Source organism: Streptomyces sp. NPDC024687, assembly GCF_055559055.1.
The window spans coordinates 592,382-614,361 of the sequence record NZ_JBVHLJ010000001.1; the positions used below are offsets into that span (position 1 = coordinate 592,382).

Genomic DNA, 21,980 nt, shown 5'->3' on the forward strand with positions numbered 1-21,980 from the left:
TGCGGAAACAGCTCCGATGAGGACTTCGTGACCCGCATGGCCATTGCCGGAGGAAACAGCCTGTCGCTAGCCTGTGTTCGTCATTCCGATCGTCTGTTGAGATTTCGAACACAGACGCCTTAGACGTAAAGGGAGGTGGCCGGTTGTGGGACGCCTCGTACCTGCCGTGACCCGGGCTCTCGACATTCTCGAGCTCTTCCTCGACGGAGACGGGACGCTCTCCGCCCCCGACATCGTGCGCAGGCTCCAGCTGCCGCGCACCACCGTGCACGAGCTGGTGACCACTCTCGCCGCCCGGTCGTACATCGTCCAGGTCCCCGGCCAGCCGGGACGCTACCGGCTCGGGGTGCGGCCGTACCAGCTCGGCAGCCGGTACGCCGAGCAGCTCGACCTCGCCGCCGAGGGGCAGCAGGTCGCCCGGTCCGTCGCCGAGACCTGTGACGAGACCGTGCACGTGGCGATCCTGGAGGGCACCGACGTCATCTACATCGCCAAGGTCGACTCGACGCACGCGGTGCGGATGGTGTCGGCCGCCGGCCGGCGCCTGCCCGCGCACTGCACCTCTGTCGGCAAGATGCTCCTCGCCTCCCTCCCCGAGCCGCAGCTCGCCTCCCGTATCCCGGAGGGCACTCCGCTCGTCGGCATGACGCCCAACAGCATCACCGACCCCGGCGCCCTGCGCGAGGCCCTCGACGAGATCCGGCAGCGCGGGGTCGCCGTCGAGAACCGCGAGTCCAACCCGGACGTGTCCTGCATCGCCGCCCCGGTCCGCGACCGCACCGGGCAGGTCGTCGCCGCGCTCTCCATCTCCGTGCCGATGATCCGCTGGAGCGAGGACCGCCGCGGCGAGCTGGAGGAGCTGGCCGTCAAGGGTGCCGCCGAGCTGTCCGAGCGCCTCGGTCACCGGAGCGTGGGATGACCCGCATGACCAAGTACGAGGTCGCGGTACGTGCCGAGGCCACCCTCGGCGAGGGGCCCACGTGGGACGGCGAGCGGCTGCTGTGGATCGACATCCTGGGCGCCCGGCTCCACAGCTACGACCCCGTCTCCGGCCACCGCACGGTCCGCGTCCTCGACCAGCACATCGGTGCCGTCAAGCCGCGCGCCGGGGGCGGACTCGTCCTCAACCTGCGGGACGGCGTGGCCCTGCTCGACCTCGACGACTCCTTGCGCTGGCTCCACCACGAGCCCGTCCCCGGCCGCCGGGCCAACGACGCCGCCGTGGCCCCCGACGGTTCGCTGTGGGCCGGCACCATGCGCTACGACGAGGCACCGGGCGGCGGCACCCTGTCCCGGATCACCGGTGACGGCACGCACCACACCGTCCTCGACGACGTGGCCGTCAGCAACGGCACCGGCTGGAGCCCGGACGGCCGGCTCATGTACTACATCGACTCGCCCACCCGCCGCGTCGACGTCTTCGACCACCACGACGGCCACATCGGAAAACGCCGGACCCTCGTCGAGATCGAGGACGGCGCCGGTTTTCCCGACGGCCTCACCGTCGACGCCGACGGGTGCGTGTGGGTCGCCCTGTGGGACGGGGGAGCGGTACGGCGGTACACGCCCGGCGGCGAGCTGGACCGGGTGATCACCCTCCCGACCTCACGCGTCACCGCGTGCGCCTTCGGCGGACCCGATCTCAGCGACCTGTACATCACCACGGCCCGGGTGGGACTGGACGCCCCGCACCCCGTGGCGGGCTCCCTGCTGGTGGTGCCGGGGGCCGGGAAGGGCGTACGGCAACAGCCGTTCGCGGGCTGAGCGGGGCTGAGCCGGGCCGGCTACTCGAGCCCCGCCTGCTTCAACTCCTCGGCGGTCAGCGGCGGTTCGGCCAACGCAGGTTTCAACGGCCCCACCGCCGCCGCCAGCAGGACACCCGGCGTCAGCAGCACCTCCGCCCGCCGCTCCAACGACGTGACATCGGTGACGCGGCGGGCGATCCGCCCGTTCCCGGTGGCGGTGTACATCAACCGGTCGACGTACGCGGCCACCACACGGTCCCGCAGCGTCGGTCCGTCCTGCGTGGCGCCCGGGTAGAACACGTCCTGCCCGATCGCCAGGTCCCACGCGGCCGAGACCGGCCGGGCGACCGCCTTCTGGATACGGCGGGACAGACCGGGCGCGCCCCAGCCGTGCCGTCGTACCACCGCCCGCAGGGCCACCGCGCCCTGCGCCGCCACCGACATGCCGTGCCCGTACACCGGGTTGAACGCGGCGACGGCGTCGCCCAGCACGGCGAAGTTCTCGGGCCACGCCGGCATCCGCTCGTAGAAGTGCCGGCGATTGGCCGTCGTACGCGTGAGGGCCACCTCCGTCAGCGGCTCGGCCCGGTCGACGAGGTCGGCGAGGACGGGGTGGCGCAGCTCGTTACGGGCGTACCGGGTGAAGTCGGCGGTGTCGGCGGTGGGTTCGCCGCCCCGGGTGCCGTACAGCGTCACCAGCCACTGCCCGTCCTCGATCGGCAGCAGCACACCGCCGCGCCCGGGCCGGCCGGAGCGCGCGTCGGGCTGGACGCTGACGACGGGGTAGCCTTCGCGGGCGGGTTCGGGGGCTCGGTAGCGGCGGCTGGCGTAGGTGAGGCCGGAGTCCACGGTCCGGCTCCGGGGGGCGGGCAGGCCGAGCTCGGTCAGCCACTGCGGGGTCCGTGAGGCGCGGCCCGTCGCGTCGACGACCAGGTCCGCGCGCAGGGTGCGTTCGGCACCGTCCACCCGGACCCGGACGCCGGTGACCGCCGCGCCGGTGCCGTCGAGCCCCAGCACCTCGGCGTCCTGCAGCAGCTCGATCCGGTCATCTGCCAGCACCTGGGCCCGCACCGTGGCGTCCAGCAGATCCCTGCTGGACAGCAGCATGAAGTGCGACTCGGTCCAGCGGCGGAACCAGCCCCGCGGGGACAGCGCCACCATGTCGGTGGTCACCGGCAGCCGGTGCGCCCCCGCCGCCCGCAGTCCTTGCGTGACCCCCGGCAGCAGTTCCTCCAGCGCGAGCGCCCCGCCGGACCAGAGCTGGTGGACATGGCGGGCCTGCGGAAGTCCCTTGCGGGGCGCGGGTCCGGCGGGCAGCGCATCGCGTTCCACGACGACGACCCGGTCGGCGAGCCCGGCCAGGGCGGCTGCCGCGAGCATGCCGGTGTGGGACCCCCCGAGGACGACGGCGACTCTGGCGGGGGAGGGGCTTTCAGTCATGCGCGGACATGCTCTCTGCCGGGACGGCCGCGCGGGCGCGCACCGCCGTGATCTCGTCGGGACTGCGCAGGGCCGCGGAGACGGCGTGGATCTCCTGCAGCAGGTAGGCGGTGTCAGGAGCCGTCGTGTCGTCGCCGTCCCCGGCGTGCCGCCCGGTCTCCACGGCGTCCAGGATCGTCACCGCGGCGGCGAGGGCCCGGGCCCGGCCGGGGTCGGCGCCGAGGGCGAGGGCGGCGTCGTGGGAGCGCCGCCGCAGGTCCTCGTCGAGGTGGCGGGAGAGCTGGAGGAGCGCGTCGCGGATGTAGGTCTCGCGGCGGATCAGGCGGATCTCGGGGGTGGCCTGCAGGGCGAGGGGCTCACGGCGGCCCGGCACGGCCCGCAGGAGGCGGGCCAGCGGCCTGAGGTTCCGGCGTCGGCGGCGGACCAGCCAGCGCTCCTGCAGGTACTGCCCGGCGTGCGGGACGATGACGCCGGTCGCGACCATGGTGGCGCCGATACAGGCGGCGGACGGCGCGATGTTGGTGTTGAGCCAGTCCAGGTCGTGTCCGGTCCACCGGGCCACGATGGCGGTGAACTTGGACACGCTGAACAGGAGGTTGGTGACATAGCCGACGGTCAGGAACCTGAGGCCCCAGCGCAGCCAGCCGTCGAGTCCCTCGGTGCGGATCCAGGTCCAGATGAGCCGGGCGGTGATCAGACAGGCCGCCGTGTGCACGATCAGATAGAGGAGGATCTCCTCGCGCATGAAGGGCGTGGTGGCGTAGTACGTGTCCAGGTCCCGGATCTGTTCCACCGGCACGTCGGCGAGGGCGAACAGGACCCACAGCGCGACCACCACGGCCGTGTAGACGCCGACCACCCAGCGGGTCGCACGCCGTGTCTGCGCACGGCGGTCGGTGTGGCCGTTGCGCCAGTGCACGACCAGCAGCAGCCAGGACGCGGACAGCGCGGTGATCAGGGAGTACACCCAGGGGGCCGCGATGTTCGGGACGCCGGTGACCCGGTTGGTCCAGGCGATGGTGCTCGGGGCCGCGAAGACGAACACCGCGCAGGCGAGCAGCAGCACACCGCCGACGGCACGCAGCAGGGGGTCACGCCACAGCTTGACGATGCTGGGCAGTTTGATCGCCAGGGCCGCGCCCAGGACCAGGCCCGGCAGCCAGAAGGAGATGTACAGGCCGGTGAAGAACGCGGTCGGTCCCTCGGCCAGTTGCTGAGGTGTCACAGCGTCCCGCCTCCGCGTCCGCGGTAGCCGAGCGACCTCTGGAGGGGGTCGGGGGAGGCCGTGTCGCCTCGCCCCACCTGCAGGAAGGCGGCCGCGAGCCGGTGCCCGAAGTCGTCGGCCTCGGCCTCGTCCACCTCCCGGGAGCCGTTGCGGGCGGCCACGGTCAGGGCGACGGAGTCCCAGCCGGGCCGTCCGGCGAGCGCGTCCGCCGCGGCCGCGTGATGGTGGGCGTGACCCGCGTGCAGATGCCACAACTCATGGCCCAGGATGACCAGTTGCTGCATCTCCTCGGCCCGCTCCTCGACGATGACGAGGTCGAAGTCCTCGAACTCCACCCACAGTCCGGTCACCGCGATCTCGTCGGGGAACCGCTCGAAACGCAGGTCGACGAGGCGGCCGCCGCGGCGCGCGCTCATCTCCTGGCACAGCATCCGGCACAGCTCGGGCACGTCGGCCGGGGGGCGGGGCCGGGCCCGGACCGCGTCGGTGAGGTCGGAGACCAGATCGCGCATGGCCGGGGTCGCACGGGTGCGTCGTAGCGCCGAGGCGATCCGGGCCGCACTCCTGCGCGCGCCCGCGATGTCCATCCCACCCCCTGAGCTCTCCCGCCGCCGTAGGACGGGCTGTTCGAGACTACGCGCCCCGAACTGTCCCGTCACGCGATCCGATTTTGCCTGCGCACCCCATTGACTAGAAAGCGCTTCCTGCCTACGGTCCCGTTCGAAGTTACGAGCGCAATTCGAGATCTCGAACAGATGGGGCAGGGAATGGGACGACCTGACCTGAGCCGCCGGCATCTTCTCGCCGCGGCGGGCGGCCTGACCGTCGCCGCGAGCTTCGGCTTCGCGGCCCTCGGCACCGGGGCCGACGCGCTCGCCTCCGGCGCGGACACCCGGGTGCGCTACTGGAACCTCTTCAGCGGCGGCGACGGCGCCAACATGATCGCGATGCTGGACGCCTTCCGTAAGGCGCATCCGGACATCGACGTGAAGGACTCCACCCTCCAGTGGGGCAACCCCTTCTACACCAAGCTCGCCATGGCGGCCGCGGGCAACCGCGCCCCCGACCTCGGCGTCATGCACATGGGCCGGGTCACCGGCTTCTCGCCGGGCCGCCTCCTCGACCCGTGGGACGTCGACCTGCTCGCCAAGTACGGCGTCCGCGAACAGGACTACAACCCCGCGCTGTGGAAGCGCGGCGTCATCGACGGCAAGCTCTACGCCCTCCCGCTCGACATCCACGTCCAGCTCTGCTTCTACCGCAAGGACGTACTGGGCAAGGCGGGCCTGCTCGGCGACGACGGCCGGATGATCCCGGTCACCTCCACCGACGAGTGGTTCGACGTCCTGAAGAAGGCCAAGGCCGCCCAGAAGAAGGGCCTCCAGACGATCGGCCTGTGGACCAACGACCAGAACTTCCAGTGGTGGTTCTTCGTCGCCTTCTACACCCAGCTCGGCGGCAAGTGGTTCAACCCCGACAACACCGAGGTCCTCTTCGACCCCGACAAGGCCACCCGGGTACTGGAGTTCCTCCGCAAGCACGTCACCGACGGGTACGTCATCCCCGGCGCCCCCACCGGCGAACAGTTCATCAACGGCGCCCCCTTCACCTGGGAGGGCAACTGGTCCGTGCCGGTCTTCTCCGGCGCGAAGCTCGACTACGGGGCGACCCCGCTGCCGCCCGTCTTCGGCAGGCAGGCCACCCACGCCGAGTCGCACGCCTTCGTCCTGCCGCACCAGGCCGGCCGCGGCGGCGCCACCAACGAGGGCGCCCACGAACTCGCCGCGTACGTCGTCACGCACGCCCTCCAGTGGGCGGCCGGCGGTCACATCCCCGCGTACACGCCGACGCTCTCCACGGCCGCGTACAAGAAGCTCACCCCGCAGAACGAGTACGCCGGCGCCATGGACCACCAGGCCACCGAGCCGAAGGTGTGGTTCGCGGGCTCCACCGGCGTGCTCGCCCAGGACCTCGGCCCGGTCGTCGTCTCCTCGACGATGGGCTCCGCCAAACCGGACAAGGTCGCGCAGACGATGAAGAGCCATCTCACCAAGCTCCTCGCCTCGAAGAACCCGATGGACGGCAGGACCGCCGCGCAGGGAGGTGCGGTCGCATGACGACCAGCGCTCACATGACGACCGGAGCCGTCGCCGCACCGGCCCGCGCCAGGACCGCGGCCGCGACGGCCACCGTCCGCCGCAAGCAGGGCTTCCAGCACGGGGGTTGGTTCGTCGCCCCGTTCCTGGCGCTCTTCGTGCTGTTCGTGATCTGGCCGCTGCTGCGCGGCGTCTGGCTCAGCTTCACGGACGCCAACATCTCCGGCGACGGCGCGAACTTCGTCGGCCTCGACAACTACCGCGAGGCCCTGGGCGACTCGGCGATGTGGGACGCGCTCGGCCACAGCGCGTACTTCACGCTGCTGGTCGTCCCCTGCATCACCGTCCTCGCCTTCCTGCTGGCGATGCTCGCCCACCACATCGAGCGCGGCAAGTGGCTGTGGCGGCTGTGCTTCTTCGTGCCGTTCCTGCTGCCCTCGACGGTCGCCGCCAACATGTTCCAGTGGCTGTTCACCCAGGGCATCGGCCTGATCAACGAGACCTTCGGGCTCGACACGCCCTGGCTGACCGACAAGTCGTACGCGATGCTCGCCATCGTCATCGAGACCCTGTGGTGGACCGTCGGCTTCAGCTTCCTGCTCTACCTCGCCGCCCTCCAGGGCATCCCCGACCACCTCTACGAGGCCGCGAAGCTGGACGGCGCGAACGCCTGGCACCGCATGGTCCACATCACGCTGCCGATGCTGCGCCACATCACCGGCCTGGTGATCGCGCTCCAGATCCTCGCCTCGCTGCAGCTCTTCGACCAGGCGGTCGTGATGATGGACTTCGGGCCGGGACCGGAGGTCAGCACGCGCTCCTTCGTGCAGTACACCCTCGAACAGGGCTTCACCAGCTACCGCGTGGGCTACGCCTCCGCGATGTCCATCATCTTCTTCGTGATCATCGCAGTCGTCGCCCTGTCGCGGATGTGGCTGCTGCGCAACCCTGAGGAGGGCGGCCGATGACCACCGCCGTACCGGCCCGCAAGAGCCCCCGTAAGCCCTGGACACCCAGCCAGATCGTCCTCACCCTCCTCGGCGTCGCCGTGTCCGCCGTGTTCGTGGCACCGATCGCCGCGGCCCTGTTCACCTCCCTCAAGTCCGAGGCGGAGGCGGCCGAGATCCCGCCGCACTGGCTGCCGAAGGTCTGGACGGTCCAGGCGTGGAAGGCGCTGTGGGAGACCGGCAACATCACCAACTGGTTCGTCAACTCCCTGGTGGTGTCGGTCTGCGTCACCTCCGTGGTCCTGACCGTCAGCGCCCTCGCCGGATACGGCTTCGCCCGCACGGAGTTCCGCGGCAAGAACGTGCTCATGGGCATCGTGATGTCGGGGCTGATGATCTCCCCGGCGGTCCTCGGCGTACCCCTGTTCACCACGGTCCAGCAGATGGGGATGGTCGACACGTACTGGGGCATGATCCTCCCGCAGTGCGCACCGGCCGCGATGGTCTACATCCTCTACAAGTTCTTCCAGGGCGTCCCGCGGGAACTGGAGGAGGCGGCCTTCATCGACGGCGCGGGCCGCTGGCGGGTCTTCTTCACGATCGTGGTCCCGCTGGCCCGTCCCTCCCTGGCGGCGGTCGGCATCTTCACCTTCATCGCCTCCTGGAACAACTTCCTGTGGCCCTACATGGTGACCAACAACCCCGACCTGATGACCATGCCGAACGGCATCGCGACCGTCATGAACTCCTACGGCATCCAGTGGGCCCAACTCATGGCCGGGGGCCTCATGGCGGGCCTCCCGCTGATCATCGTGTTCGTCTTCTTCCAACGCCAGATCGTGGCGGGGGTGGCCCACACGGGGTTGGCGGGCCAGTGAGGAGTCCGAGTGTGAAGCGCCTGAGGTACGTGACTTTCCTGACCGCCGCCCTCATCGCCCTGCTCCCGACCACGGCCCAGGCCGACCCCACCTACCCCGACCCGCTTCCGATCAGCGGTCAGCAGATCATTCATGACCCGGCCGTCATTCATCTCAAGTCCGGTGGGTACGTGGCCTATTCGACCGGCGGTGTGATCGGGGCCCGGCTGTCCAAGGACCTCACGCACTGGAGCGACGCGGGCAACGCCTTCGCCGAGGCGCCGGGTTGGTGGTACGAGTACAACGACACCGGTGACCCGTGGGCGCCGGACATCTCCTACCGCGCGGGCCGCTACTGGCTCTACTACGCCGTCTCCTCCTGGGGCACCAACCACTCCGCGATCGGCGTCGCCACCTCCCCGTCCGGTCTCCCCGGCACCTGGACCGACCACGGCAAGGTCTTCACCTCCGAAACCACCGACTCCTGGAACGCCATCGACCCGGCGATCGTCCGGGCGGACGGCAGGCTGTGGATGTCGTTCGGCTCGTACTGGACGGGCATCCGCATGGTCGAGCTCAGCCCGGCCACCGGCAAGGCCCTCCCCGGCGCCGGCGTCCACCACCTGGCCACCCGCCCCGACGCCCCGTACGCCGTCGAGGGCCCGGCCCTCGTGAAGCACGGCCGCTTCTACTACCTCTTCGCCTCCTACGACGCCTGTTGTGCGGGAGTGAACTCCACGTACAAGATCAGGGTCGGACGATCCACCAAGGTCACGGGCCCGTACGTCGACAGCACGGGCAAGCCGCTCCTCGAGGGCGGCGGCGACCTGCTGCTGGCAGGACACGGGAGGTACATCGGCACGGGAGGCGAGTCGGTCTTCCGCACCCGCGGCCAGGACTGGCTGGCGTACCACTACTACGACGCAGAGGACAACGGCACACCGAAGCTGGGCCTGAACAGGCTCGGCTGGGTGCGTGACTGGCCCGTTGTCAAGTAACTCCGTTCCTGAAAGGTCCCCATGAGCAAGTCCACCGCCCGCTTCACGCTCGACCCCGCCTTCAAGGTCGGCGAAGTAAACCCCCGCCTCTTCGGCTCCTTCGTGGAACACCTGGGCCGCTGCGTCTACACCGGCATCTTCGAACCCGGCCACCCCTCCGCGGACGAGGACGGCATCCGCACCGACGTCCTGGAACTCGTCCGCGAACTCGGCGTCACCGCCATCCGCTACCCCGGCGGCAACTTCGTCTCGGGCTACAAGTGGGAGGACAGCGTCGGCCCGGTGGAGGACCGCCCCCGCCGCCTCGACCTCGCCTGGCGCTCCACCGAGACCAACCGCTTCGGCCTCTCCGAGTACATCGACTTCCTGAAGAAGGTCGGCCCCCAGGCCGAGCCGATGATGGCCCTCAACCTCGGCACTCGCGGTGTCGCCGAGGCCCTCGAACTCCAGGAGTACGCCAACCACCCGGCCGGCACCGCCCTCTCCGACCTCCGCGGGGCCCACGGCGACAAGGACCCCTTCGGCATCAACCTCTGGTGCCTCGGCAACGAGATGGACGGCCCCTGGCAGACCGGCCACAAGACGGCGACGGAGTACGGCCGGATCGCCGCCGAGACGGCCCGTGCGATGCGCCAGATCGACCCCGGCGTCGAACTCGTCGCCTGCGGCTCCTCCAGCCAGTCCATGCCCACGTTCGCCGAGTGGGAGGCAACGGTCCTCGCCGAGACGTACGACCTCGTCGACTACATCTCCCTGCACGCCTACTACCAGCCCGAGAACGGCGACGTGGACTCCTTCCTGGCCTCCGCCGTCGACATGGAGTCCTTCATCGAGAACGTGGTCGCCACCGCCGACCACGTGGGCGCGAAGCTCAAGTCCAAGAAGAAGATCAACCTCTCCTTCGACGAGTGGAACGTCTGGTACATCTCGGAGTGGCACGAGATCGAGAACTCCGGCGCGCGGGACTGGGCGGAGGCCCCCCGCCTCCTGGAGGACAACTACAGCGTCCTCGACGCGGTCGTCTTCGGTTCCCTCCTCATCGCCCTGCTGCGGCACGCCGACCGCGTCACCGTCGCCTGTCTCGCCCAGCTCGTCAACGTGATCGCCCCGATCATGACCGAGCCGGGCGGCCCGGCCTGGCGTCAGACGACGTTCTTCCCGTTCGCCCAGGCCTCGAAGTACGGCCGCGGCGAGGTCCTCGACGTACGGGTCGACTCACCGACGTACGAGACGAAGAAGTACGGCGAGACGGACCTCCTGCACGCCACCGCCGTGCGCGCCGAGGACGGCACGGTCACCGTCTTCGCCGTCAACCGGAGCCAGGGCGAGTCCCTGCCGCTCGAAGTCGCCCTGAGCGGCCTCGACCTCACGGACGTCGTCGAGCACAGCGTCCTCGCCGACGCCGACCCGGACGCCCGCAACACCCTCGACGCCCCCGACCGGGTCGCCCCGCACACGGCCGAGGGCACCGCGCTGAAGGACGGCACCCTCACCGCCGTACTGGAGCCGCTGTCCTGGAACGTGATCCGGCTCGCGTGACCGACCGGGCTACCGGCCGGGGGAGTCCACCGGTGTCACCGGCACTCCTCCGGCCGCGGCCCCCAGCAGCGTCAGGCGTACGTCACCGGGCCCCGACTCCGTCGTCCCGTCGGACAGCACCGCGAGCGCCAGGGTGTTGGTGCCGCGGGTGCGCAGGATGCCGTTGGGCAGCACGAAGGTGTGCTGCGGGCCCACGTCGTTGACGTACTGGCCCATGTTCCAGCCGTTGAGGAAGATCTGGACGCGGTAGGCCCGCCTCGGGTCGTCGTCGAGGGTGAGGCCGATGGAGGCGTCGGTGCCGGTGTCCACGGCGAGCCGGAACGTCGTCCGGTACCAGGTGACCCCCTGACGCCGGTCGGCGCCGGGCAACTCGGCGGATTCCCAGTGCTTTTCGGCGAAGCCCGGCAGATGCCAGCCCTTGCGCTCCCCGTACAGTCCGCCGTTGTTGAGCGGCCCGCGCACCGGGTCGGGTGCCGTCTCGCCCTGGATACGCCAACTCGCCTCCGGTGAACCGCCCTTGAAGGTGACCTGCGTCAACCCCCGGGCCGCTTTGTGGGAGTCGGCGGACCCGCCGTCCATGTCGTGTGCCGTCCGCCGGACGAGGACGGACAGGACACGGGGCGAGGACCCGGAGGGCGGCGGCACGTCGAAGGTGGCCGTCGCCGTCCAACTCCCCTTGCGCGCCGAGCGCTTGTCCGGAACCGGCATCCGGTGCGTGCCCAGCGGCTCGCCGTCCAGCCACGCCATCAGCAGCCCCTGCGTGCCGGTGCTGTAGGACAGGGACACCGACTCCAGCTCGTCCGCGCCCGTCAGGTGCCCCCGGTACCAGACGTCGCCGTAGTGGAAGCCGTAGTCGTCGGCGAACAGGACCGGTCCGTCCTCGGGGACCGGGGTGACGCTGAACGAGCTCGTGCGGTCGGCCCGCGTCCAGCCGGAGTCGTCGTAGTCCGGGAGGGACTCGAAGTTCTCGGTACGGCGCCGCCAGCCGCCCAGCGCGGGCAGCCGCACCTCGCCCACGCCGGGGATCGGGAGCTGTCCGGGTGTGGCGGGCATGTCCGCCCGCAGGCTGCCCATGGGGGTGGCGGAGGTGCGCAGCGGGCGGCCGTTCCAGGTGATCCGGTCCATGCCGCGCGGCCCCCACACCTCCATGCCCGTGCCCTCGACGGTGTCTCCGGTCAGGTGGGCGGTCGCGCCGTCCAGGGTGACCCCGCGCACCAGCGACGGCCCGTACACCAGCACCGGTCCGGTCGGGGTGTCCACCGGGAACAGCCGCAGCGACCAGGGGTCGTCGGCGAAGATCAGCAGCAGCGGGGTGTCGCTGCCGCCGCCCTCGATCCGCACCCGGGCCGGGCCGCCGACGCCCATCGGCACGGTGATCCTGAGGACACCGAGGTCGTAGTTCCACGCGGGTTGCGCGTCGCCCCGGGTGACCAGCGGCTCCTCCGGGCACTCCAGCAGGACCTGGGCCATCTCGCCGTGCGGGGCGGTGAACACGGCGACGTCCATCCGCCCGACCTTCAGGTACATCATGGGCTGCGCGGTGGCGTACTTGAGGGTGTGTCCGCCCAACTGCAGGTTCGCGGCGAGCAGTCGGGCGTCATGAGCGGCGACGGTGAACGCCACGTCGATCCCGGCGTCCGGGATCGTGGTGGTGATCGGCGCGGCGGTGTCGTTGCGCGCGACGTACACGTGGGAGCCGGTGTCCGGGTTGGTCAGGTGGTACACCTTCAGCCGCTCGTCGGCTGCCCGCACCGCGTCGGCCCGGTCCAGCTTGGCGAAGTCCGGCACGGTCCGCAGGAGATGGCCGAGCTGGTGCGTCGGGGCGAGCTTCGGTGTCGGCCGGCGCGCCTCGTCGATCGCCGCCCCGTAGTCGTACGACGTGTAGACCTGCGGTGCGGGCAGCCAGCCCCACGAGGTGCCGCCGAAGGTCATGTAGACGTTGTGCACGGTGATGCCGTTGGCGAGGTTGGTGAGCTGGAAGCGCCGCTCGTAGGCCGCGTCCCGGGTCCGCCGCGCCTCGGCGTACCCCTTGCCGTCGAAGGTGGCCCCGCCCCACGGATCGAACCAGCCGCCGCCGAACTCCGGGATGAACCCGGGCGTCCTGGGGCTGGCCGTGGCCCCGCCCTTCAGTCCGCCCACACCGAAGTCGCCCCAGTCGGGCGGCACTTCGGACGGCGCGGGATACCCGTCGAAGCCGTAGAGCCAACCACGCTCCTCGCCGCCGGTGTTGAAGGACCCGGGCGTCCAGTAGCCGTTCCTGCCCTTGTCGTTGTGGAACAGCGGGACGTCGATCCCGTCGGCGCGCACCTTCTTGTACAGGTGGGACATGTAGTCGCGGCCGAGGCTCTCGTCGACGAAGGCGTCGTACTCGTTCTCGATCTGGTAGAGCAGGACCGTGCCCCTGCCCTTGGTGAACAGGTGCCGCACGGCGATGGCGTTGACCTCGGTCAGCCACTCGTCGGCGTACGACAGATAGGCCGGGTCGGAGGTGCGGGCCCGGCCGGCGGTCGCCGCGAGCCAGCCGGGGAAGCCGCCGCCGTCGACCTCGGCGTTGATGTACGGGCCCGGCCGCAGGATCACGTACAGGCCGGTCTCGGTGGCCGTGCGCAGGAACAGGTCGAGGTCGCGGACACCGGTGAAGTCGTACTGGCCCGGGCCCGGGGAGTGGTAGTTCCAGGCCACGTACACACTCACCGCGTTGAAGCCGTGGGCGCGCATCTTCTGCAGGACGTCCCGCCACAACGACGGACTCGGCAGCCGGAAGGGGTGCATCTCGCCGGACCACAGCACCAGGCGCCGGCCGTCGACCACCAGCGAGTACTTGTCGTAACCGACCTTGTGCCGGACCCGGTCGGCCGCCGGCGCGCCGGGCGCGGGCCCGGTGGGCACGCTGTGGGAGGCGTAGGCCCGGGTGGTCTCCCCACCGCTGCCGCTCAGCGCGAAACCGAGCGCCGTGGTGCCGGCGAGGGCGCTGAATGTACGTCTGCTCAGCTCCAAGGGAGCGCCTCCTGGTGGTGCCGCGCTAGCGCCAGTCCGTCCGTGGGTGTGGGTGGTGTGCCTATTGTGGCGTGACCATTGTCTACGCCCGCACACCGCACAATTGCCGTATGAGGATCTCTGCACGGGCGGACTACGCGGTACGGGCGGTGCTGGAGCTTGCCGTGCGGCAGGGCACGGAGCCGGTGAAGGCCGAGGCCATCGCCGCGGTCCAGGACATTCCGCACAAGTTCCTGGAGGGGATTCTCGGCGACCTGAGGCGCGGCGGGATCGTCGACAGCAGGCGCGGCGGGGGCGGCGGTTACCGGCTCGCGCGCGAGGCCTCGGCCATCACGGTCGCGGATGTCATCCGCGCGGTCGACGGGCCGATCGTGTCGGTGCGCGGCGAGCGGCCCACCGGTCTGGAGTACACGGGTTCCGCACAGCCACTCCTCCCGCTGTGGATCGCACTGCGGGCCAACGTCCGCAAGATCCTGGAGGGCGTCACCATCGCCGACATCGCGGGCGACGCGCTCCCGGAGCCGGTGCAGCGGCTCGCGGCCGAACCGGCCGCGTGGGAGAACCCCTGAGGTAGAGAGCCCACCGAGGAGCTCCGCCTGCCTGTGTGACGTGGATCACGGTCAGGGGAAAACCTGTCGCCGGGGCCGGGCGTCTAGCAGGTGTGAGATCAGTCAGAGCGACGCTGCACGAGATGGGCGAGGAGCGTCTCGTCCGGCTGGTGGCCAAAGGCGACCGTGCCGCGTTCGAGGAGCTGTACCGCCGTACGTCGCCGTGGATGGTGGTGCGGCTGCGCCGCCGGTGCGTGGACGAGCAGATCGTCGCGGAGGTCATGCAGGAGACCTACCTGGCGGTGTGGCGCGCGGCAGGTGCATTCGCCGGGACCGCTGTCGGGGGGACGGCCACCGGCTGGCTGTGGACGATCGCGGCACGCCGCCTGGTCGACGCGTTCCGGCGCAGGGCTCACCACGCGGAGCCGCCACCGGCCGCCGCCCCGCCCGACGCGGCACCCGCCGCCGAGGAGTTGGCGCTCGCGGAGACCGTCGGCGGTGACGTCGGGGACGCGCTGCGCAGCCTCGCACCGGAGCTGAGACAGGTACTGCAGGCGATGGTGCTCGACGGGCTGTCCGTCCGGGAGACCGCGGTCCTGCTCGGGCTGCCCGAGGGCACGGTCAAGACCCGTGCCCGCCGGGCCCGTATCGAGATGCGGAGGGCGCTGGCATGAGTGTCGAACACGCGTCGAGGCGAATCATCGAGGGATACGTACGCGGCGGCGCGGACCTCTCCGCCGACGAGGTGTGGGCCGTGGAGGCGCATCTGGAGCTGTGCCGGGTGTGCCGTGACCGGCTGTCCGCCGCGGTCGGTGCCGGGGCGCCCGACGTGGCACGGCTCGTCGACACCGTGTGGTCCGGCCTCGAACCCCGACTCGCGGTCACCGCCACGATGCCGCGCCGACGGCGCTGGTCGGCGCGGCTGTCGAGGTGGATGACCCCCACGATGCTGCCGTGGCTGGCCATGACCGTGGGCGTGACGCTGCTGACCCTGCTGCTCGACCTCGCCTACACCGGTTCCGGCGAGGTGTCGCTGGTGCTGCTGCTCGCCCCGGTGCTGCCCGTGCTCGGCGTCGCGGCGTCCTGGTCGCGCGGTCTGGACCCGGCCTACGAGCTGACGGCCTCGGTGCCCAGGAGCGGGCTCTATCTGGTGCTGCGGCGCACCGCGTCCGTGCTCGGTGTGGTGGTCCCCGCGCTGCTGGTGGGCGGCTGGGCGACGGGAGTGATGGTGGTGCAGTGGTTGCTGCCCTGTCTGGCCTTCACCTCGATGACCCTGGCGCTCGGCGGTGTCATCGGTGTGACCCGAGCCGCCTTCGTGCTGGCCGCTGTGTGGGCCGGTGCGGTCGTGGCGCCGACCCTGGCCACCAGCCGTACGACCTTTGCCCTGCAGACGGGCGGTCTGGCCGTGTGGGGACTGATCCTCGCGCTCGGTATCGGTGTCGTGATCGCGCGCAGAGGCGCGTACACCCTGCTGGGAGCTCATCGATGACCATCCGAAAGAACTCGGGAGAGGAACACCGCATGACGTCCGCCGTGAGCGCGGCCGACATCGCACCGACGCCCTACGCCTGGGAGATCCAGGCCACCGGGCTGAAGGTCAGGGTCGGCAGGAAACGGATGGCCGTCGACGGCCTCGACCTCTCGCTGGGCATCGGCGTCCACGGACTCCTCGGCCCCAACGGGGCGGGCAAGACCACTCTCATCCGGACTCTGGCCACCGTGCTGCGCCCCACCGAGGGCACCCTGGAACTGCTCGGCGAGCCCGTGGGCGGCCTGGGCGAGCACCGTGCGGTGCGCCGCCGAATCGGCTATCTGCCGCAGGAGTTCGGCTACTACAAGCGCTTCACCGTGCGCGAGTTCGTCGAGTACATGGCGTGGCTGAAGGAGGTGCCCAAGGCGGACATCCCCGCTGCGGTACAGCGTGCCGTGGAGCGGGTGGGTCTGGCGGACCGCGCCGACGAGAGGATGAAGGCCCTGTCGGGCGGCATGGTGCGCCGGGTCGGTATCGCCCAGGCCATTGTCAACGACCCGACGATCCTGCTCCTCGACGAGCCGACGGTCGGCCTGGACCCGGCGCAGCGGCTGCGCTTCCGCGAGCTGCTGCAGGAGTTGGGCACGGACACCTGCGTGCTCGTCTCGACCCACCTGGTGGAGGACGTCGCCGCCGCCTGCACCGACGTGGTGCTCTTCGCCGAGGGGCGGCTGGTCTTCAAGGGGCCTCCGGACGAACTGGCCTCGGTGGGTGGCCCGGAGCACGAGGGCGACAGCCCGCTGGAGCGCGGCTACTCGGCCATGCTGATCAACCCCGCGCAGTCAAGGGGGACTTGGTGAACTGCCGTGTTCTGCGCATCGAGTTGAGGCGTTCGGTCGCCCCGTGGGCCGGCGTCGCGGTCCTGGTGCCGGCGCTGGCGTTTCTGTACCTGTTCCCCGGACAGTGGTGGAGCGGCACCACGGCGTGGACGGCCCAGTGGACGTCCATGGCCCTGTGGACCCGCTCCCTGCTGTTCTACCTGTGGCCGCTTGCCGTGGGGCTCGGGGCGTTGCAGGGCCTGCGTGACCATCGCTCGAAGATGTCCGAGCTGCTGGCGACCACATCGCGGCCCGCCCGCCACCGCGCTGCCGTGCTGGCGGGCACGACGGCGATCACCCTGGCCTCGGCCTTTGCGCTTCTCGTCCTCGTGGGTGGGGTCCAGGTGCTCGCCCACACCGAGTACATGCACCTCGGCTGGTTGCCGATCTCGCTGGTGGGAGCGCTCTCGCTCGTCGCGGGGGCCGTGCTGGGCATGGGGGCCGGGCGGGCTCTGCCGTCGCCGCTCACCCCGCCCGCGCTGGCCATGGGCGCCTTCGTGTTCACGGCCCTCATGCACATGTCTGTGGGCAGGACGGAGACGACCACGGCGGCGGGGGTTCCGGCCACGGCGCCGAACCGGATCTCGCTGCTGTCACCGGCGGTTCAGGAGGTGCGGGATGCGCTCGTCACACTCTCCGCCTCCGTGCACGTCGGCCAGACGATCTGGCTGCTCGGCATGGCCGCGACCGGCGTCGCGCTGCTCGTCGCCGCGACCCCGCGCGCCCGGCTGATCGCCCTGACGCCCGTCCTGGCGGGCGCGGTGATCGCCCTGCTCGTCCTCCCTTCCGAGCCGCGCCGGATGTACGTCGTCGACAAGGCCGCCGCGGAGCTGGTGTGCGACGGCCCGGTGTGCGTGACTCAGACGCAACGGGCACGACTCGCGGACCTGGCGGGTCCCGGTGAAGAGGCGCTGCGCCTGCTGCGCGACGCCCTGGGCAGCCAGGCGCCGGTCTCGGTGCGGGAGAACACCGCCCTACTGCCGGAGGGCTTCATGCCGCGGTGGTCCCGCACAACCGTGCTTTTCGACTTCGACGACGACATCATCGCCACCGCGAAGGGCGAGGAGCTGACCCGGGCCCTGATCGCCAAGGGCATGGTGCCGGGATGCACCCCCACCGGCTGGAGCGGCTTCGGGAATGATGAATTCGCGCAGGCCGTCGCGCTGGGCTGGGTCCTCGGGGACCTCAAGCCGCTTCCTGGCACGTTGTCAGCAGGTTTGCGCCGCGAGGTCGACGCCGAGACCCGCCCCGTGTGGAACGAACTCAAGGCGCTTCCGCGGGCCGAGCAGCTCTCGCGGATCAACGCGATGCGCGCCGCGGCGCTGTCCTGCAAGGGCGACCCGTTCGACGCACTGAAAGGTGGCGCGTCCCGGTGAGATGGCTGACGCTGTACGCGCGCTCGCGTCAGGTACCCGCGGCGCTCGCCGCGGTGCTGATCGGCGCGGTGACCCTGTGGGCGCTCGCCCGGGACGGGAACGCGGAGCCCGGTGATCCGCGTATGCCCGTGCTCGTCCTCACCACAGGGGCGATGGCGGTCTCGGTCGGGCTCGGCGGGCAGGACCTCGCGCTGGACCGGACGGCCGCGATCCGCTGGATTCCCCGTAGAGCTGCGCACGTGCTGCTTGCCGGCGCGGCCGTCGCCGCGTCGCTGCTGACGGTGCAGGCCATGGGCGTGTCCATGGCCACCACCGCGTTCGTCGTCCGGGACAGCGCGGGCCTGATGGGTCTGGTCGCCCTCGGTGCGGCGCTCTCGGGCAGCCAGTACGCATGGACGCTGCCGTTCGCCTGGCTCTCGCTGGTGTTCCTCGCCCCGCCCCCGACGAGTACGCCGATGCACGTGGCGATGTGGATGCTGCTGCCTCCCGGCACGGCGGCGGCCACCTGGACGGCCCTGGTCCTCACGGTCGTCGGCACCACGGCGTACGCCGTCGCCGGTCCGAGGCGTTAGTAAGCCAACTGACCCTGTTTACACGTGAGTTCGGCCAACACCGGAATGGCTGGAGTTCGCCCTGGCGGTGTCACAGGGCGCTCCCTACGATTCGATCGCCGCGGTGCTTCACAGAAACCACACAGGTTCTCCACGCTTCAACAACAGCGCAGAGGAGAGACCCCCCATGGCAAGTGGACTGATTCTGGGCGGCGCCGTCGCCGCCCTTCTCACCGCGGCGGTGCCCGCGCACAACCCGTCCGGCGGGTTCGTCGACCCGCCCCCGGACAAGATCGTCATCGACGTCGCCACGGTGAACGGCTCCGGCTGTCGCGCCGGCACTGCGGCCGTCGCCGTCTCCGAGGACAACACCGCGTTCACGGTGACCTACAGCGACTACCTCGCCCAGGTCGGCGGCAACTCCGACCCCACGGCGTTCCGCAAGAACTGCCAGCTCAACCTGATCGTCCATGTCCCGCAGGGCTTCACCTACGCCATCGCCGAGGCGGACTACCGCGGCTTCGCCTCGCTCCAGGCCGGCGCGAGCGGCGTCCAGCGGGCCTCGTACTACTTCCAGGGCTCCTCGCAGACGGCCGCCAAGACCCACACCTTCCCCGGCGCCTACAACGACAACTGGCAGGCGACCGACACCACCGACTGGGCCCAACTGGTCTGGGCCCCCTGTGGAGTTCAGCGCAACTTCAACATCAACACGGAGGTCCGCGTGAACGCGGGCACCTCCTCGCCGTCCAAGGTCAGCTTCATGACGATGGACTCGACCGACGGCGACATCAGCACCGTCTACCACATGGCGTGGAAGGAGTGCCCGGGCAAGTGAAGGGGTGTCGCCCGCCGCTCTTTTGGGCGGCGGGCGACGCGTTGATCAGCGTTCGACGCCGAGCGTCAGGGTGCCGGAGTAGCCGGCCGAGGGGCTGCTGCCCAGGGCGGTCAGGGTCAGGAGGCCGGACGCGGCGCCGCCGTCGTCGTAGATCCCGTCCTGGGCGAGGGTGGTGCGGCGGACCGTGTTGGCCGAGTACGGCGAGAGGGCGCCGACCTTGGCGGTGACCGTCTCGTTGAAGAAGAGCTGGCCGGTGTGGAGTTCGGTGCCGCCGGTGAAGGAGCCGTCGGAGGTGAGGGTGACGTTCACGTGCACCTTCACGTGGATGTGGACGCAGCGGCCGATGTACCAGCCGGGGTAGACCGTCGTGATGCGGGCGACGCCACTGGAGTCGGTGAGCACGCCGCCGCGCAGGAAGGTGCCGCTGTCGGGCTCGTTGTGGCCGTTGTTGCCGACGTAGCCGGAGTACTCGCCGAGTGCGTCGCAGTGCCAGATCTCGACGAGGGCGTTGCTGATCGTGGCGCAGGTGTCGTCGTCGACCACGGTGAGGGCGAGTTTGAGCGGGAAGCCGGTCTTGCCCTCGGTGATGTCGGAGCGGACGTACTGGCCGTCGAGGTAGTAGGGGCCTTCGGTCATCTCCCGGGTGAGGGTGCAGACGGCCGCGGCGGCCACGGGGGCCGCGTCGGGGGACGCCTGGGTGTCGGAGGTGGCGGCGCCCACGGCGAGGCTCACCGCGGTCGCGCCGGTGGCGACCAGGACGGTGCGGCGGGCGATGGTGTCTCTCGTGGGGGTCTCATTCATGGGGGTGTCTGTCATGAACACGGCACCCTAGAAGCCGTTTCTGTTGATGGGCTGTCAGTTCGGCAAAGTGAGGGTCCGTCAAGTTTCTTGCGAGACAGCTTGCGGTGTCGGGTTGCGGTGTCGGCGGGGTGGGCGCGGTACCGTATCGGGGCGTATGCCGACAAGGAGGGTAAATGGGGCTTACCGTGCGGGTCGAACGGCGCATCGCGGAGGACTTTCCCGGCCGGGAGGGCGAGGTGGTCGGCGATCTCCTCACCGAACTGGTCAACCACCTGACCGACCGGGGCGACCAGGAGGACAAGGAGCGGATCGCCGCCGCGACGCTGCTGTGCGGACAGGGCCGGGTGGACCGGCTCCTGGACGCCGTCCAGCTGGCCAAGGAGGACTGGCGGGACGTGCTGGTGGGGGCGGGGCTGGCGGAGGCGGGGTGGAGGGAGCGGTTGGAGGCGGACTTCGGTCCGGCGGTCGCCTCCGGCTGACGTGGGGGTGTGGGCCCCACCGCGGCCGAGGTGGCGGTGGGGCCGCCGCCCTGCTGACTCCGGCCGACGGTGGCTTCACCGTGCCGCGGATCCCGGTCACCCAGGTTGTGAGCGCCGGGGTGCGTGTATGGACACCCACGTCGTCGATGCGGCAGCTGGGACCCCAGGGGGCGGCCAGGCCCCACACCCATGGAGGCGGCCACGGCGTGGACGCCGTCGTGCTCCACGCGCATCACCGGGGTCTTGCGGATCTTGCCGCTCCCGGCCCCCAGGGCTGGTCAGGACGGGTGACTCAGGCGTGGGCGTCGTCGTAGTCCAGGGCGCCGCCCAGTTCGCGGGAGGCCTCGGCCTGGGCGAGGAGTTGCTTCGCCTTGGCCTCGGCGGCCTCGATGGCGTCCGCGCCGGCGACGAAGCGCTCCAGGGGCTTGTCCTGGCCGGCGATGCTGAGCAGGGCGCGGGCGAGCTTGGCGGGGTCGCCGGGCTGCCGGCCGTTCATGCTCTTCATGCCCTCGACCCGCGGGGCGGTGCGCGGGGCGTAGTCCTCGATGGACAGCTCGGGCCAGATGGTGGAGCCGTCCACGAGGAGTTCGGTGCGGAAGTAGCCAGGCTCCACGACCGTGGTGCGGATGTTGTACGGCTCCACGTCGTGGCGCAGGGACTCCATCCAGCCCTCCTCCGCGAACTTGGAGGCCGCGTAGGCGGAGGTGAACTCCATTCCGACCAGGCCGGCGGTCGAGGTGATGGTGATGACGTGGCCGTCGCGCTGTGCCCGCATGACAGGCAGGACGGCGCGGGTGACGTTCATCGGACCGAAGAGGTTCGTCTCGAACTGCCGGCGCATCTGCGTGGGCGAGATCTCCTCGAAGTAGCCGGTGAAGAGGTTACCGGCGTTGTTGATCAGGACGTCGATGCGGCCGAAGCGGTCGACGGCGGCCTGCGCGGCGGCCTCGGCGTCCTCGAGGCTGGTGACGTCGAGCTTGGTGACCAGCAGGTCGTCCTGCGGTCCGCCCAAGGCCTTCTCGACCTCTTCGGGGCGGCGGCCGGTGGCGACGACCTGGTGGCCGGCGGCGAGGGCCTCGCGGGCGATGTCCGTGCCCAGGCCGCGTCCGGCACCGGTGACGAGAATGACCTTGCTCATGCGGAGTTTCCTTTCAGGTGCCGCGATCCGGCGCCCGGTGTGTGCGGGGGTGTGCG

At 70.7% G+C, this 21,980-nt stretch carries 21 protein-coding genes and 1 pseudogene; 15 read left to right on the forward strand and 7 right to left on the reverse strand.

All coding sequences use genetic code 11. The features are described 5' to 3' along the window. Positions 1-145 precede the first annotated feature (145 nt). Both ACZ39I_RS02595 and ACZ39I_RS02600 read left to right on the forward strand, forming a co-directional pair. A complete protein-coding gene (locus tag ACZ39I_RS02595; RefSeq protein ID WP_467242037.1) occupies positions 146-919 on the forward strand; it encodes an IclR family transcriptional regulator in 774 nt (257 codons plus the stop codon). Continuing rightward, positions 916-1,764 carry an SMP-30/gluconolactonase/LRE family protein gene (locus ACZ39I_RS02600; RefSeq protein WP_467242038.1) on the forward strand — a complete coding sequence of 283 codons (849 nt, stop codon included), beginning with the start codon at positions 916-918 and terminating at the stop codon, positions 1,762-1,764. The genes ACZ39I_RS02595 and ACZ39I_RS02600 overlap by 4 nt, the downstream gene beginning before the upstream one ends. 20 nt (positions 1,765-1,784) lie before the next feature. Here the strand turns inward: ACZ39I_RS02600 and ACZ39I_RS02605 are convergent, their stop codons facing one another. Genes ACZ39I_RS02605 through ACZ39I_RS02615 form a run of 3 tightly spaced genes read right to left on the reverse strand, consistent with a single transcriptional unit; the run spans position 1,785 to position 4,997 of the window. Continuing rightward, a complete protein-coding gene (locus ACZ39I_RS02605) occupies positions 1,785-3,185 on the reverse strand; it encodes an NAD(P)/FAD-dependent oxidoreductase (RefSeq protein ID WP_467242040.1) in 1,401 nt (466 codons plus the stop codon). Next, positions 3,178-4,410 carry an MAB_1171c family putative transporter gene (locus ACZ39I_RS02610; RefSeq protein WP_467242043.1) on the reverse strand — a complete coding sequence of 411 codons (1,233 nt, stop codon included), beginning with the start codon at positions 4,408-4,410 and terminating at the stop codon, positions 3,178-3,180. The genes ACZ39I_RS02605 and ACZ39I_RS02610 overlap by 8 nt, the downstream gene beginning before the upstream one ends. Continuing rightward, positions 4,407-4,997, reverse strand: coding sequence for a toxin-antitoxin system, toxin component family protein (locus ACZ39I_RS02615; RefSeq protein WP_467242045.1), 591 nt, complete (start codon positions 4,995-4,997; stop codon positions 4,407-4,409). The genes ACZ39I_RS02610 and ACZ39I_RS02615 overlap by 4 nt, the downstream gene beginning before the upstream one ends. A gap of 180 nt (positions 4,998-5,177) precedes the next feature. Between ACZ39I_RS02615 and ACZ39I_RS02620 the strand changes: the two genes are divergently transcribed. Genes ACZ39I_RS02620 through arfA form a run of 5 tightly spaced genes read left to right on the forward strand, consistent with a single transcriptional unit; the run spans position 5,178 to position 10,847 of the window. Then, positions 5,178-6,527, forward strand: coding sequence for an extracellular solute-binding protein (locus ACZ39I_RS02620; protein WP_467242048.1), 1,350 nt, complete (start codon positions 5,178-5,180; stop codon positions 6,525-6,527). After that, on the forward strand, positions 6,524-7,474 hold the full coding sequence (locus tag ACZ39I_RS02625; protein WP_467242050.1) for a carbohydrate ABC transporter permease: 951 nt from the start codon (positions 6,524-6,526) through the stop codon (positions 7,472-7,474). The genes ACZ39I_RS02620 and ACZ39I_RS02625 overlap by 4 nt, the downstream gene beginning before the upstream one ends. Then, complete coding sequence (locus ACZ39I_RS02630; RefSeq protein WP_403666995.1) at positions 7,471-8,331, forward strand: carbohydrate ABC transporter permease; 861 nt, start codon at positions 7,471-7,473, stop codon at positions 8,329-8,331. The genes ACZ39I_RS02625 and ACZ39I_RS02630 overlap by 4 nt, the downstream gene beginning before the upstream one ends. Before the next feature lie 11 nt (positions 8,332-8,342). Then, on the forward strand, positions 8,343-9,308 hold the full coding sequence (locus ACZ39I_RS02635) for an arabinan endo-1,5-alpha-L-arabinosidase (protein ID WP_467242054.1): 966 nt from the start codon (positions 8,343-8,345) through the stop codon (positions 9,306-9,308). A gap of 21 nt (positions 9,309-9,329) precedes the next feature. Next, positions 9,330-10,847: an arabinosylfuranosidase ArfA gene (gene arfA / locus ACZ39I_RS02640; RefSeq protein WP_467242056.1), complete on the forward strand. Its 1,518-nt coding sequence runs from the start codon at positions 9,330-9,332 to the stop codon at positions 10,845-10,847. A gap of 9 nt (positions 10,848-10,856) precedes the next feature. Here arfA and ACZ39I_RS02645 read toward each other — a convergent pair whose 3' ends face one another. Next, the gene (locus ACZ39I_RS02645) at positions 10,857-13,844 is read right to left on the reverse strand and encodes a glycoside hydrolase family 35 protein (RefSeq protein WP_467242059.1); all 2,988 of its coding nucleotides are present in this window, start codon (positions 13,842-13,844) and stop codon (positions 10,857-10,859) included. Between the two features lie 110 nt (positions 13,845-13,954). Here ACZ39I_RS02645 and ACZ39I_RS02650 point away from each other — a divergent pair, with 110 nt between their 5' ends. The 7 genes from ACZ39I_RS02650 to ACZ39I_RS02680 all read left to right on the forward strand — a co-directional run bounded on the left by ACZ39I_RS02650 (position 13,955) and on the right by ACZ39I_RS02680 (position 19,506). Then, entirely contained in the window at positions 13,955-14,413 is a 459-nt protein-coding gene (locus ACZ39I_RS02650; RefSeq protein WP_355737358.1) for an RrF2 family transcriptional regulator, read from the forward strand. A gap of 122 nt (positions 14,414-14,535) precedes the next feature. Continuing rightward, on the forward strand, positions 14,536-15,066 hold the full coding sequence (locus ACZ39I_RS02655; protein ID WP_467242063.1) for an RNA polymerase sigma factor: 531 nt from the start codon (positions 14,536-14,538) through the stop codon (positions 15,064-15,066). Continuing rightward, positions 15,063-15,881 (forward strand): zf-HC2 domain-containing protein, encoded by an 819-nt coding sequence (locus tag ACZ39I_RS02660; RefSeq protein ID WP_467242066.1) that lies wholly within the window; start codon positions 15,063-15,065, stop codon positions 15,879-15,881. The genes ACZ39I_RS02655 and ACZ39I_RS02660 overlap by 4 nt, the downstream gene beginning before the upstream one ends. 32 nt (positions 15,882-15,913) lie before the next feature. Beyond that, positions 15,914-16,723 (forward strand): ABC transporter ATP-binding protein, encoded by an 810-nt coding sequence (locus ACZ39I_RS02665; RefSeq protein ID WP_467242071.1) that lies wholly within the window; start codon positions 15,914-15,916, stop codon positions 16,721-16,723. Continuing rightward, a complete protein-coding gene (locus tag ACZ39I_RS02670) occupies positions 16,720-18,117 on the forward strand; it encodes a hypothetical protein (protein ID WP_467242074.1) in 1,398 nt (465 codons plus the stop codon). The genes ACZ39I_RS02665 and ACZ39I_RS02670 overlap by 4 nt, the downstream gene beginning before the upstream one ends. Further along, positions 18,114-18,689: a hypothetical protein gene (locus tag ACZ39I_RS02675; protein WP_467242077.1), complete on the forward strand. Its 576-nt coding sequence runs from the start codon at positions 18,114-18,116 to the stop codon at positions 18,687-18,689. Before ACZ39I_RS02670 ends, ACZ39I_RS02675 begins: the two co-directional genes overlap by 4 nt. Before the next feature lie 166 nt (positions 18,690-18,855). Continuing rightward, on the forward strand, positions 18,856-19,506 hold the full coding sequence (locus ACZ39I_RS02680) for a DUF4360 domain-containing protein (RefSeq protein WP_467242079.1): 651 nt from the start codon (positions 18,856-18,858) through the stop codon (positions 19,504-19,506). Positions 19,507-19,551: 45 nt separating this feature from the next. Here ACZ39I_RS02680 and ACZ39I_RS02685 read toward each other — a convergent pair whose 3' ends face one another. Next, complete coding sequence (locus ACZ39I_RS02685; protein ID WP_467242083.1) at positions 19,552-20,322, reverse strand: intradiol ring-cleavage dioxygenase; 771 nt, start codon at positions 20,320-20,322, stop codon at positions 19,552-19,554. Positions 20,323-20,480: 158 nt separating this feature from the next. On the opposite strand from ACZ39I_RS02685, the gene ACZ39I_RS02690 reads away from it, so the two are divergent. Next, positions 20,481-20,786 (forward strand): hypothetical protein, encoded by a 306-nt coding sequence (locus ACZ39I_RS02690; RefSeq protein WP_020116160.1) that lies wholly within the window; start codon positions 20,481-20,483, stop codon positions 20,784-20,786. A gap of 179 nt (positions 20,787-20,965) precedes the next feature. On the opposite strand, the pseudogene ACZ39I_RS02695 reads toward ACZ39I_RS02690, so the two are convergent. Beyond that, positions 20,966-21,058: pseudogene (locus ACZ39I_RS02695) on the reverse strand (nitroreductase/quinone reductase family protein); the annotation flags it as partial. A 20-nt stretch (positions 21,059-21,078) separates the two neighbouring features. Further along, complete coding sequence (locus tag ACZ39I_RS02700) at positions 21,079-21,924, reverse strand: SDR family oxidoreductase (RefSeq protein WP_467242086.1); 846 nt, start codon at positions 21,922-21,924, stop codon at positions 21,079-21,081. Positions 21,925-21,980: the final 56 nt, after the last annotated feature.